Genomic DNA, 12,229 nt, shown 5'->3' on the forward strand with positions numbered 1-12,229 from the left:
CTTAATTTGATTTGGCTAGATTAATGACTAAGACTTATAACTGATAAAACATAGTTATATTGAGAGGTTGGTATGAGTGATGCAACAGTGAGTCGACCAAAGAATGAACTGCAACTCGTTCAACTTGGTCGTGAGGCCTTAGCGCCTATCCTAGAAAGCTTTTCAGCGCTTCCGCATACGAATCATGCCGATGGGCAATACCGTTTACGCCGTTATTCCGTTATCTATTTTCTGGATGATGCAGTAAAGCCGAGCGACAAGCATGATTTTGTTCAGACTAGTGATATCAACCATTTCCAAGGTGATGTCGTCCGACGTTTCGAACCAATTGAAGCTGATGTGTTAGCGAGTTCGTCATTAAAGTTAATGTGTTCTCATTTCATGCAAGCGAACCACTTACCGAATGGACAAGAGATTGAAATTCATCAAATGAGAGTGGCGGCGCTTATGGATGAAACCCCAGTTGCGCCAGAAGGTGTGCATCAAGATGGTTTTGATCATATCGCCATTATTGGCATAGCAAGGCACAACGTGGTTGGAGGGGAAATCATGCTGTATAACCACGACCATGAAGCGCCATTTTTCAGAAAAGTGTTAGATGATGGCGAGATGGCAATGCTAGATGATCATCGACTTTGGCATAACGCTCAACCCATTCGAGCAATCGAACCACAACAAGATGGTTATATGGATGTGATGGTGCTAACTGCCAAGGAGGGACGTAATGCCGCAAATTAAACCTTTAGATATCGAAGCATTACGTAAAGATTTTCCGGCCTTGCAACAGCAGCACCAAGGTAACCCCGTAATATTTATGGATGGTCCCGGCGGCGCGCAAGTTGCTAATGTCACATTACAAGCCATGCAAGACTACCTCGGCCGATACAACTCCAACCTTGGTGGGGCTTTTTTTTCTAGTCAGATTACCACCGACTTAATCAGTAAAGCTCGTTATTATGCAGCGACACTGGTGAATGCAGAACATCCAGAAAACATGGTATTTGGCGCTAATATGACGAGCTTAACCTTCTCATTAAGCAGATCCATTGCCAGAGAATGGAAGGTGGGTGATGAGGTTGTGGTTACGCGGCTCGATCACTATGCCAATGTATCTTCTTGGCAACAGGCGGCGCAAGATAAAGGCTGCATTGTTCATCAAATAGATGTCGATCCTGAAACTTGTGATCTTAACTATCAGCAACTTGCATCGGCAATCAATGAGAAAACCAAGTTGGTCGCGGTTACTTATGCATCGAACACCACAGGCACTATTGTTGATGTTAAACGCGTAACCGAACTCGCCCATAAAGTTGGCGCTAAGGTGTTTGTCGATGCGGTTCATTATGCTCCTCATCATTTAATCGACGTGCAAGAGTTACGCTGTGACTTTTTGGTGTGTTCCGCTTATAAATTTTTCGGACCCCATATTGGCATGATGTACATTCATCCTGAGTGGTTACATAGATTAGAGCCATACAAAGTTGAACCTGCCACCAATATTGGCCCGGGGCGATATGAAACGGGAACTCAAAGCTTTGAAGCCTTATCTGGCATGGTCGCGTGTATTGAACACTTAGCTGCCTTGGGGGATGCAGAGCTCTCATTAAGAGAGAAATTAGAGCAGAGCTTTAGTGCCTATAGCGCCCATGAACAACACTTATCGGAAGTATTTCTACAACATTTAAACAAAATGCCTGAAGTGACATGTTATGGACATACCAACCTAGAAAGTATTTCACAACGAACACCTACCTTTGCATTAAAAATCAAAGGGGTAGATTCTGGCGAAATGGCAAAGTTTTTAGCGAAAAAGAATATTTGTGTTTGGAGCGGACATTTTTATGCGATTGGTTTACTAGAGCAGCTAAATTGTTCGGATAGTGGAGGACTATTGCGGGTCGGCTTGATGCATTACAACACCGAAGAGGAGATAGCGGTGTTTTTTGATGAGCTTAAAAAAGGAATTAGAGATCTAAAGTCTCAATGAGTATTAAAATCATCAGCCACTGATTGTTGGTGGTCAGTGGCTGATAGTTGATTCAAGCGTTTTATGGCTTAATCGCTAAACGTCACTTCATACGAGGTGAATTTTCGGATGTTAATCACTCCAGTATCTAAAATTAAATATTGTCCTTTGATACCTTGTAATAGGCCCGTTACAACAGGGTTCTTGTCAAAGTTATGCGAGACAATTTTAACTGGATGCTGTTCTACCGGGTAGTCAATTGGGGTGATCTCGGAAGATAAAACTTCGACGGCATCATCGCCAAATTGTTTTTTCACTTCATCAATCGTCGGCTGGATCAAAGGCAATAGCTGGGCGAACTTTTCTTCTAACGCGAGATCTTCACCATTTTCTTTTAGTAGCGTGCGCCAGTTAGTTTTATCGGCAATATGCTTAGTGAGTTCAACTTCGATTAAACCTGAAATATGACGCGTTTTGACTTTGAAAATTGGTAGGCCTTGAGTCGCACCTTGATCAATCCAGCGCGTTGGAATTTGAGTGTGACGAGTAATGCCCACTTTTATGCTTGAGGTGTTTGAAAGGTAGACGTAGTGATCGACCATGCAATTTTCTTCGCCCCATTGCGGCTCACGGCAAGTGCCTTGATCGTAATGGCAGGTCTCTGGTTTCATAATGCACATGTCGCAGCTTGCTAGCTTTTTCATACATACAAAACAATGGCCTTGTGAATAGCTTTTCTTGGTTTTTTTACCACATGATGAGCAGAAAATATTGCCAGTGTGGGTGAGGGTAATAGTTTTACCAATATAAGGGTTGAGCGCGATTTTTTCTTCACCAACCGGTAAAGCATATTCAACCTGATTGGCTTGCTCTGAGTTTAAGCGAGAGCTAAGTTTCGATAGGGTTCCAGTGATGTTTAGCGACATATTTTTGCTCATAATTTTTAATTTTGTCTAGTCTATCTAAATTTTAGGTGGCTTTATACTCATAGCACCTTAGTTAATGATTTAATTATCACTGAAAATTGTATGTCTATTGGTGCTTTATGTTGTAACAACTCTGATGTGTTGAAAGTTTACCGCACAATATATAATGGATATTGAGAAATTATGAATAATATAATGATGTCAATATGACTAAAACTCTCATTGTGAATTAAAGAATCAAGGCTTTAACTAACATGTGAATACGGATTTACAAGGAATGAAAATGCTCAATAAGCTATACATTAAAGTTGTACTTGTAATTATTGTACTTAACGTATTTCTATCAATCAGTTACTACTTTTTCGGCCATGATAAAACACTGGAAATGTCTCCTAAATATTATCCATATAAAGTGGCGTCTGACAGTGTGGTGGGGGGTAATAGCGAAGTCAGTTTAAATATGGATGGTGATACGCCCATCATGTCCTGTCGGCTAGTGAAAAGTAACTATCCATGGCCTTATTGTGAAATGACCATTACCTTATCGGACGATGTTACCCAAGGTGTTGATTTATCGGGTTATGACCGTGTATACCTCGATGTTGATTATCAAGGGGTGCAAGAGAACACGGCAAAAGTTAGGGTGAATATTCGAAACTATGAGCCTAAGGTTTTTGATCCGAAAGATGATAATACACTGAAATATAACGGTATTGAGTACCATGCTGGTTTTGGTCAAGGAGGCAAAGAAATTGGCTATGATAAGTTTCAAGTCCTGACTTGGTGGTTGTTTGATTACAATGTCGCAATTGAAGAATCTGGCGTGAAAGTGGATAACGTTTCGATGATTCAAATCGCGACGGATTCAGGATCAGTACTCGGTGATCATACTATTACGGTGAATAAAATCATTTTTAAAGGTGACTACTTAAGCCCAAGAGCTTTTGCTTTGGTTCTGTTGTCTACCTGGATCTCTGCTGCATTAGCGTTCTTGTTTTATGAGTTATTCCAATCGAGAAAGCGGGTTCGAAAAATGGCCGCCTATGCCGAGCATTTGAATAAGTTGAATAAAGCCTTAGAGACCAAATATACCGAAGTTTCTTTGATTGCCACTAAAGATGAACTGACTGGCGCATGTAACCGCCGAGCGATTCGTGAGTGGTTAGACAGTCTCGCACGCCGAGTTCGATGGGGAACGGAGAGTTTATCTGTCATTTATGTGGATTTAGACCACTTTAAAGCCGTGAATGATAACTTTGGTCATAATGTTGGTGACCAAGTGCTTCGTGAGTTTGCTAAATTAGTTTATGGGCAACTACGAGAAGGTGATCGTTTAGTTCGTTGGGGTGGTGAAGAGTTTGTTATTTTTTGTCCTAAAGCCGATATAGAGGGGGCTGCACAGGTTGCTGAGCGTATTCGTACGATGGTTGAAAGTTATCAATGGCCTGAAGTTGGAGTATTAACTTGTAGCTTTGGTGTCACTGAAATGGCATCGGGTGAAGGTGTGACAGAAATGATCGCTAGAGCAGATGAGGCTTTATATCATGCTAAGAGAAACGGTCGTAATCGTGTGGAAGTGTTAGAAAGGCTTATTTAATCAAATTTTCTACAGGCTCATCTTTGTCATTTTCTGCTTTTAAATCAGGAGATAAATCGGTAGGTGAGCCTTGTGGATTGGCTTCTTTAATCGGACTTATTGGGCCAAAAAATTTAGGCTGTGAGTGTAGAATATACAAGTCTAAAAAGGCTTTCGTTCTAGCAAACACTTCACGAATTCGAATCGATAAACCAGAGGTCTCAACAGGACCGGGAACCGCTAAACATTGGGCGTTAATATGGTAATACTGAGCAATGTAGAGCGCTCGCTCACAATGAAAGTCTTGGGTAATAATTAAAAAGTGATCAGCAAGAAAAATCTCTTTTGCCCGCACGATAGAATCTAAGGTTCTAAAGCCTGCATAATCAAGATGAATATTGTCTTCTTTAATCCCCGCTTTAAGCAAATCCCGCTTCATTGTCCATGGTTCGTTATAGGAACGGTGTGCGTTATCGCCACTAAGTAGGAAACTTGTCACTTTTCCTCTTCGATGCAGTTCAATCGCCGCTTCAATTCGATGCGAATAGTAAGTGTTTAAGGTGTGTCCAATATACTTGCTGGTGCCTAGTACTAGGCCAATATCAAACTTAGGTACATCTGCAATGTCGTGATAAATCGAATCTTGAGTTTGCCAGCTGATCAACCGATCAATCAGTACAATTCCACTGAGAAAGAGCACAAATAAAATCCCCAGAGCAGTTAAGCTTCGGGTTAGCCATTTTAGAGTTAATTGCAGTCGATCTTGGCGTATGGACATAGAGCTATAGACTTTGCTCTAAGGGGATGAAAAATGCGCTTGTCCCACATAAAAAATCACGGCTTATTGTCATGTCAGTATCCATACCATATTACCTGTTATGTGGGGTATTTTAAGACGTTTGATAATAGCAGCGTAATTAGGCGGTGAAAAATAAAAAAGCCCACTTTGTTTAAATATTAAAGTGGGCTTACATTCACTTGTCATTATTGTTTAATTTATCAGCATCTAAGCTGCAGTTTTAAACGTTATAGCGAACCGATTAGAATGCGGTACGTTTATAGCGACGATATTCTGGTTGCCAAAAACCATTTTCAATTGCCGCTTCAATCGCATCATCTGTGATTGAAAGTGCGACACCTTGTTCGATGGCTTTTTTCGCTACAGCAAAAGCAATCTTTTTCGACACCGTATGAATTTCTTCTAGTGGTGGCAGTAATGCACCTTTGCCTTTTAGGGCTAGTGGTGAACAGGTCGCAAGCGCACGGCTTGATTCCATCAACATTTCATCGGTAACGCGTGATGCAGAAACTGCAAGTACCCCTAGACCAATCCCCGGGAAGATATAGCTATTGTTACATTGGGCGATTGGGTAATCTTTGCCTTCAAATTTCACTGGCGCAAATGGACTGCCAGTTGCGATCAGCGCTTTACCGTTTGTCCATTGGAAAATATCTTGTGGAGTCCCTTCAACGCGACTAGTCGGGTTTGAAAGAGGGAAGATAATAGGGCGCTCACAATGTGCATGCATGGTTTCAATGACTTCTTGGCTGAATAAGCCAGGGACACCAGAAACACCAATTAATACCGTTGGTTTAGCATTACGCATTACATCTAGTAGAGAGTAGCCTTGTTCTTCACCTTGCCACTTTTCTAGGTGTTTATTCTTTTGAACCAGTCGCTGTTGGAAATCAAGAAGGTTTTTCATGCCTTGTTGTAGTAAGCCCCAACGGTCAACCATGTAAACTTGAGCGCGAGCTTGTTCATCGGTTAATCCTTCTGACACCATTTGCGCAATAATTGCTTCTGCAATACCACAACCGGCAGAACCTGCACCTACAAAGGTAACTCGTTGCTCAGAAAGCTTACTACCTGCCGCATGACAAGCCGCGATTAATGAACCAACCGTGACCGCTGCTGTGCCTTGAATATCATCATTAAAGCAGCACACTTTATCTTTATAACGCTCAAGTAATGGCATGGCATTTTTCTGAGCAAAGTCTTCAAACTGAATAAGAGCATCAGGCCAGCGGCGTTTGATGGCTTGCATGAAATCATCGACAAATTTGTCATATTCTGCGCCAGTAATACGCGGATGACGCCAGCCCATGTACATAGGATCGGCAAGACGTTGCGGATTATTGGTACCTACATCGAGCACGATAGGTAGAGTATAAGCCGGACTGATCCCACCACACGCGGTGTAAAGAGAAAGCTTACCGATTGGAATACCCATGCCGCCGATACCTTGGTCACCAAGACCCAAAATACGTTCACCATCGGTTACCACGATCACTTTTACATTTTGGCTGGTGGCGTTGTTAACCAAATCGTCAATGCGATCACGGTTTGGATAAGAAATAAATAAGCCACGACCACGGCGATAAATATTCGAGAAATTCTCACAAGCCGCGCCTACCGTTGGCGTGTAGATAATCGGCATCATTTCAGAGATATGATTCTGTACTAAACGGTAGAAGAGTGTTTCGTTAGTATCTTGAATGTTACGTAGATAAATGTGCTTATCCATATCACTTTCGAATGCTTGATATTGTAGATAGGCACGCTCTACTTGTTCTTGAATGGTTTCTGTTGCTTCAGGTAGTAACCCTTCAAGGTTGAATTCTTTTCTTTCTTCAAAGGTAAAACCACTACCTTTATTCAGAAGAGGGGTGGCCATTAATACTGGGCCTGCGTAGGTAATATATAGGGGACGTTTATCGTTATTCATTGTCGGACTCTTTTTCTACGAGCAAAATTTGCTTGGTTCGGAACAGAAACATAGATTCGATAGTATAGCGCTATATTAAAATGCACATAGTAATTGTAAACAATCTTTCTGTAATGTTTGGCTTTAGCGCACAGAAAATTGATTTTAACTTCTAGAGTAAGAGGTGGTAAAAATGATGGAATGTTATTTAATTGTTTGTTTTTAAATCAATTGTGTGATTTTTGTTAGCTTTTAAAATTGAAACTCACTAGGTACAAAAAAACTAAATTTTGTATACAGTTTTGTTGGTTTTTCTGTTTTTAATCTGAAAAGTCTAGCTGCTGACGAATGTGAGAGTACCACTGCAAAGGTAGCTGAGCTTGCGTAGGATCGCTTTGCTGCATGCGTGAGTAGTGGGTGAGTGTCTTTTGTAGATAGCGCTTATTCAATTCAGCTTGTTCTTGATTGGAATAGTGCCAAATCTGCTCCCCAACGGGATGAATATTATCTTGTGGACTTTGAGGTGCCTCGTGAGATACATGCAGAATCTCATAATATCGACCGTTATCTTCGATGAGCTTTTCTTGCTTTAAGCTCATATTCAAATTGATTAAGGTTTGGCGCAGGTTAAATTGTTGGTAAACCGGACACAATAGATAGTCGATCTCTAAGTGAGAATATTGCTTTTGCAACGCTTGAACAAACTCCATCATTAAATCGCCACCCACACCTGCAATGATGACCAGTTGTTTACCGGAATACTTTTCTAGCGGGAGTGTTTTGACATCTTGACAGTAGACCTGCCATTGAGAGGGGCAGTCGTGAAAGAATTGCTCTAAGCGTGTTTGCACTAATGAGGTTAACTCGGGAACGATATCGACAAAGTTAATAAACGGAGCCGCTTGGCGTTGTAGTAATGCCGCGCCTAGAAATCCGTGATCACAGCAGCAATCCCATATATGTTGGTAATCCTGCTTTGAAATCATAGATTCAATATGTTGTAGTCGTTTACTTAGCTTCACGATTCTTCTCGTCAATTTAATCGCTCAGCATTGTACTGCGTTATTAGGGATAGGTGTAGGTGAGTTCATATCATTTGGCTATTACTTCGTCTAATATCTGTTGTAAGCACCGCTTTCTAGACGTGATTTCAATTAGTTAATTGATTAATAAATAAGGGAATAGATATGACCAATGTACCCTCTAATAATAAAACGATTCCAGCACTGTTACTCGGCGCATTTATTTGTATTGGGCTGGCTTTGTTGGGCTACCAACTAGGCTCGGCGGCTATTGAATATAAACAATACGAACGCAGCGTAAACGTGAAAGGATTGGCAGAAAAAGAAGTCGAGGCCGATGTGGTGATTTGGCCGATCCAATTTACCTTAGCCAATAATGACTTATCTGCGCTTTATAATGAGGTTGATAAAAGCACCGAAAAAATTAAAGCCTTCCTTTTGCTAAAAGGCGTTTCTCCGGAGGCAATCAGTTTTAGTGCTCCAGCCATTGTTGATAAATCGGCTCAACAGTGGGGTGATAATTCTCGCGCTGAATTTCGCTATTCCGCTAATCAAACCGTGACGGTTTACTCAAATAAAATCGATATTGTGCGCAATGTAATGGCTGAAATGTCAGAGCTCGGCAAGCAAGGAATTGTGTTCAGCGGAGACAGTTATTCATCTCAGCCTGAATATATCTTCACAGGCCTGAACGAAATCAAACCATCCATGATTGAAGAAGCCACCAAAAACGCCCGCATAGTGGCGGAAAAGTTTGCCAAAGATTCTGATAGCCAATTAGGTAAAATAAAACGAGCATCACAAGGCCAATTTACCATTTCACCAAGAGACAAAAACACGCCTTATATCAAAAAGATCCGTGTGGTTTCTACGGTACAATATTACCTATCAGATTAAATAAACTGCGGATAAATACGAAAGGCATAATAATGAATGAAATAAAAACCCTGCATTCTGAGGTGGTTTACCAAAACAAATGGATGACAGTTCGCGAAGATCAAATTGAACGACCAAGCGGCGCGAAAGGTATTTATGGCGTGGTCGAAAAGCCTAATTTTGTGGTGATTTTACCGATTCAAAATGATGACGTTTACCTTGTTGAGCAATATCGCTATGCGGTTAAACAGCGTCTATTAGAGTTTCCTCAAGGTGCATGGGAAAGTAATCCAGATGCAGATCCTGTCGTTTTAGCTGCCGGTGAGTTAAAAGAAGAAACCGGCCTAGTAGCAGGCAATATGGTTTATGTTGGTTTTCAATACCTTGCTTATGGATATTCCAATCAAGGTTACCATATCTATTTAGCGACCGATTTAACGCAAACAGAACGTAATCTAGATCCGGAAGAAGAAGGGTTAGTGACTAAGAAAATGCCAATAACTGAATTTGAACAAAAGATCATTTCGGGAGAGATTAAAGATGCTTCAACCGTTAATGCTTATGGTTTAGCTAAGTTGAAAGGTTTGATTTAGCGAGTTAATAACTTAGAAAAATATAAAGCCAATAAGAGCGATTTACTGGAACTTATTGGCTTTGATTTTAACATTTGAACGTTATTTTTTAGGCGCTAATAGATACAACTTCCCTGAATCTGTGGAGAAATAAACCAATCCTTGTTCATCGACAGTAATATCTCGAACTCTTTCTTGCAGATCTTCAACCAAACGAATTTCATCTCTTATTTGATTATCAGGCGTTAATGAAATCATATTAATGTGAGTTTTTACGAGAGCGCCAATCAATAAATTTCCTTGCCATTGTGGGAAAGCATTACCGTTATAAATCACCGCAGAACTTGGTGCGATAGAGGGAACATAAACCATGATTGGGGCTTCGATGCCAGGTAGAGTTTCTGCTTCACCTACATCCAGTGGTCCCCAGTATTCCTTGCCGTGAGAAGTTTTTGCCCAACCATAATTTAGCCCGGGTTTGATAATGTTAATTTCATCGCCACCACGCGGGCCATGCTCTACTTCCCATAATATTTTTCGGTTTGAATCGTAAACTAAACCTTGTGGATTACGATGACCATAGCTCCATATTGCTTCATTACCTTGTTTCGTTTTAATAAATGGATTGTCTTGTGGCACTGAACCATCAATGTTTAAACGCAAAATAGCGGCGGCTTGGTTATCCATATTTTGGCCATTATCTCGGTTGCCGCGATCGCCTACGCCAAAGAATACATGCCCTGATTCATCAAAAGTAATACGGCTACCAAAGTGTTTACCGCTGTCATCGGCTGAATCAGTGACGAGCAGATCTTGCCATTGGGTTAAGGCTTTGTTGGTAACATCTAACTGAGCTCGAGCTAGAGTGGTTGCAGAGTTGCCATCTTGGAGAGGTTTTACGTAAGTAAAATAAAACCAAGTTTGCTTATTTGAATCGGTATAACGCGCTACATCTAACAAACCGCCTTGACCAGAAACTTTGATGTCAGGTAGACCAGATATTTCAGATTTTTGTTTGGTAGTGAGATCGAGTAGGTAAAGATGGCCACTACGTTCTGTCATCAAGAGTTGATTTTCACTTACCCAATCCATTCCCCAAATAACGCCTAGTTTATCGGCCACTATTTTGGTGGTGTAACCTTGTTGATTTTTAGGAGCTTCTTGAGCACTAGCTACAGAAGATAAAGCGGCAATCGAGCTAAATAGCAGTAGTGAAGAATAACGTTTGCACTGAGACAGTAAAGGTAGCATTGGTATAATTCTCTCGATGTTGAATGGGGTGAATATTCATACTCTGGACAGTAAATGGATAAAAATCGAGCGTGAAATCGTAAATAGACATGACAAATAAATTATGAACAAAAATAAAGCCGTATTTAATAGGATTTCAGTTTGGCTTTGTGGGCTGCATTCATTACTATATAGGGCTATTTTCACTGGCTTTTTATCATGATGAGCAAGATTGCCATTTTGCATAACTTTTTGATGCACGGATTGTTGTAAAAATGATTAGTGATAAAGATGTTGAGCAAAATGGCAGATGTTAAGCCAATTAGGAACTGAACTATCCACAGGACTACCGAATGGTAGGTGAGGAAACGATGCAATTAGAACAAATCATTGCCAATGCAACGGCAGCAATAGAGCAGGCTGACTCTGTCGCGACACTAGAAGATGTGCGTGTACAAGTCTTAGGTAAGAAAGGGGAATTAACCCTTCAATTACAAAGCTTAGGTAAACTTCCACCGGAAGAACGTCGTAGTGCTGGTCAAGAGATCAATAAAGCAAAAGGCTTAGTACAACAAGCCATTGCCGCTCGTAAAGACGCACTACAACGTGCCGAACTTGAAGCAAAACTTGCTGCGGAAACGATTGATGTTTCTCTGCCTGGTCGTCGTATTGAAAATGGTGGTTTACACCCAGTCACTCGTACCGTTGAGCGTATAGAACAGTTCTTTGGCGAGCTAGGCTTTAACGTTGAAGCGGGTCCTGAAATTGAAGATGCATTCCATAACTTTGATGCGTTGAATATTGCAGACGATCACCCAGCACGTACTGATCACGATACTTTCTTCTTTAATCCAGATCTGATGCTACGTACTCATACCTCTGGTGTTCAGATCCGTACAATGGAAAATGGTAAACCACCGTTCCGTTTCATCGCACCGGGCCGTGTATATCGTAACGATTACGACCAAACGCATACGCCAATGTTCCACCAAGTGGAAGGTATGCTAGTAGATGAAAACGTGAACTTTGCTCAGCTTAAAGGCATCTTGAACGATTTCTTATGCAATTTCTTTGAAGAAGAAGTGCAAGTGCGTTTCCGTCCTTCATATTTCCCATTCACAGAGCCTTCTGCAGAAGTAGATGTAATGGGTAAAAATGGCAAATGGTTAGAAGTACTAGGCTGTGGCATGGTTCACCCTAATGTACTTCGCAGTGTTGGCATTGATCCTGAAAAATACTCGGGTTTCGCATTTGGTATGGGCGTAGAGCGCTTAACCATGTTGCGTTACGGCGTAAATGATTTACGTGCGTTCTTTGAAAACGATCTTCGTTTCCTTAAACAATTCAAGTAAC

General features: G+C 41.1%; 11 protein-coding genes. 6 read left to right on the plus strand and 5 right to left on the minus strand.

What is annotated here, in order from left to right:
* Positions 1-72: 72 nt before the first annotated feature.
* Both L3V25_RS10825 and L3V25_RS10830 read left to right on the plus strand, forming a co-directional pair.
* On the plus strand, positions 73-738 hold the full coding sequence (locus L3V25_RS10825) for a 2OG-Fe dioxygenase family protein (RefSeq protein WP_237295363.1): 666 nt from the start codon (positions 73-75) through the stop codon (positions 736-738).
* Positions 725-1,987, plus strand: coding sequence for a cysteine desulfurase-like protein (locus L3V25_RS10830; RefSeq protein WP_237295364.1), 1,263 nt, complete (start codon positions 725-727; stop codon positions 1,985-1,987). Before L3V25_RS10825 ends, L3V25_RS10830 begins: the two co-directional genes overlap by 14 nt.
* Positions 1,988-2,055: 68 nt before the next feature.
* Here the strand turns inward: L3V25_RS10830 and L3V25_RS10835 are convergent, their stop codons facing one another.
* Positions 2,056-2,892 (minus strand): DUF2797 domain-containing protein, encoded by an 837-nt coding sequence (locus L3V25_RS10835; RefSeq protein ID WP_237295365.1) that lies wholly within the window; start codon positions 2,890-2,892, stop codon positions 2,056-2,058.
* Between the two features lie 283 nt (positions 2,893-3,175).
* Here L3V25_RS10835 and L3V25_RS10840 point away from each other — a divergent pair, with 283 nt between their 5' ends.
* Positions 3,176-4,489 carry a GGDEF domain-containing protein gene (locus L3V25_RS10840; RefSeq protein ID WP_237295366.1) on the plus strand — a complete coding sequence of 438 codons (1,314 nt, stop codon included), beginning with the start codon at positions 3,176-3,178 and terminating at the stop codon, positions 4,487-4,489.
* On the opposite strand, the gene L3V25_RS10845 is transcribed toward L3V25_RS10840, so the two are convergent.
* The 3 genes from L3V25_RS10845 to L3V25_RS10855 form a co-directional block, all read right to left on the minus strand.
* The gene (locus tag L3V25_RS10845; RefSeq protein WP_237295367.1) at positions 4,482-5,246 is read right to left on the minus strand and encodes an ElyC/SanA/YdcF family protein; all 765 of its coding nucleotides are present in this window, start codon (positions 5,244-5,246) and stop codon (positions 4,482-4,484) included. The two genes, L3V25_RS10840 and L3V25_RS10845, sit on opposite strands and share 8 nt — an antisense overlap.
* Before the next feature lie 262 nt (positions 5,247-5,508).
* Entirely contained in the window at positions 5,509-7,197 is a 1,689-nt protein-coding gene (locus L3V25_RS10850) for an NAD-dependent malic enzyme (RefSeq protein ID WP_193000351.1), read from the minus strand.
* 299 nt (positions 7,198-7,496) lie between these two features.
* The gene (locus L3V25_RS10855) at positions 7,497-8,198 is read right to left on the minus strand and encodes a tRNA (adenine(22)-N(1))-methyltransferase TrmK (protein ID WP_237295368.1); all 702 of its coding nucleotides are present in this window, start codon (positions 8,196-8,198) and stop codon (positions 7,497-7,499) included.
* A 165-nt stretch (positions 8,199-8,363) separates the two neighbouring features.
* Between L3V25_RS10855 and L3V25_RS10860 the strand changes: the two genes are divergently transcribed.
* On the plus strand, positions 8,364-9,095 hold the full coding sequence (locus L3V25_RS10860) for an SIMPL domain-containing protein (protein WP_237295369.1): 732 nt from the start codon (positions 8,364-8,366) through the stop codon (positions 9,093-9,095).
* Positions 9,096-9,127: 32 nt separating this feature from the next.
* Positions 9,128-9,667 (plus strand): NUDIX hydrolase, encoded by a 540-nt coding sequence (locus L3V25_RS10865; RefSeq protein ID WP_237295370.1) that lies wholly within the window; start codon positions 9,128-9,130, stop codon positions 9,665-9,667.
* A gap of 81 nt (positions 9,668-9,748) precedes the next feature.
* On the opposite strand, the gene L3V25_RS10870 is transcribed toward L3V25_RS10865, so the two are convergent.
* Positions 9,749-10,897 carry a PQQ-dependent sugar dehydrogenase gene (locus tag L3V25_RS10870; RefSeq protein WP_237295371.1) on the minus strand — a complete coding sequence of 383 codons (1,149 nt, stop codon included), beginning with the start codon at positions 10,895-10,897 and terminating at the stop codon, positions 9,749-9,751.
* 350 nt (positions 10,898-11,247) lie between these two features.
* On the opposite strand from L3V25_RS10870, the gene pheS reads away from it, so the two are divergent.
* On the plus strand, positions 11,248-12,228 hold the full coding sequence (gene pheS / locus L3V25_RS10875) for a phenylalanine--tRNA ligase subunit alpha (protein WP_038150220.1): 981 nt from the start codon (positions 11,248-11,250) through the stop codon (positions 12,226-12,228).
* Position 12,229 lies beyond the last annotated feature (1 nt).

The sequence above is a fragment of the Vibrio sp. CK2-1 genome, assembly GCF_021726515.1.
GTDB lineage: Bacteria > Pseudomonadota > Gammaproteobacteria > Enterobacterales > Vibrionaceae > Vibrio.

Bases quoted from the DNA above. Each gene is read 5' to 3' on its own strand.
- L3V25_RS10825 (WP_237295363.1), top strand. From the start codon at position 73: ATGAGTGATGCAACAGTGAGTCGACCAAAGAATGAACTGCAACTCGTT.
- L3V25_RS10830 (WP_237295364.1), top strand. From the start codon at position 725: ATGCCGCAAATTAAACCTTTAGATATCGAAGCATTACGTAAAGATTTT.
- L3V25_RS10835 (WP_237295365.1), bottom strand. From the start codon at position 2,892: ATGTCGCTAAACATCACTGGAACCCTATCGAAACTTAGCTCTCGCTTA.
- L3V25_RS10840 (WP_237295366.1), top strand. From the start codon at position 3,176: ATGCTCAATAAGCTATACATTAAAGTTGTACTTGTAATTATTGTACTT.
- L3V25_RS10845 (WP_237295367.1), bottom strand. From the start codon at position 5,246: ATGTCCATACGCCAAGATCGACTGCAATTAACTCTAAAATGGCTAACC.
- L3V25_RS10850 (WP_193000351.1), bottom strand. From the start codon at position 7,197: ATGAATAACGATAAACGTCCCCTATATATTACCTACGCAGGCCCAGTA.
- L3V25_RS10860 (WP_237295369.1), top strand. From the start codon at position 8,364: ATGACCAATGTACCCTCTAATAATAAAACGATTCCAGCACTGTTACTC.
- L3V25_RS10865 (WP_237295370.1), top strand. From the start codon at position 9,128: ATGAATGAAATAAAAACCCTGCATTCTGAGGTGGTTTACCAAAACAAA.
- L3V25_RS10870 (WP_237295371.1), bottom strand. From the start codon at position 10,897: ATGCTACCTTTACTGTCTCAGTGCAAACGTTATTCTTCACTACTGCTA.
- pheS (WP_038150220.1), top strand. From the start codon at position 11,248: ATGCAATTAGAACAAATCATTGCCAATGCAACGGCAGCAATAGAGCAG.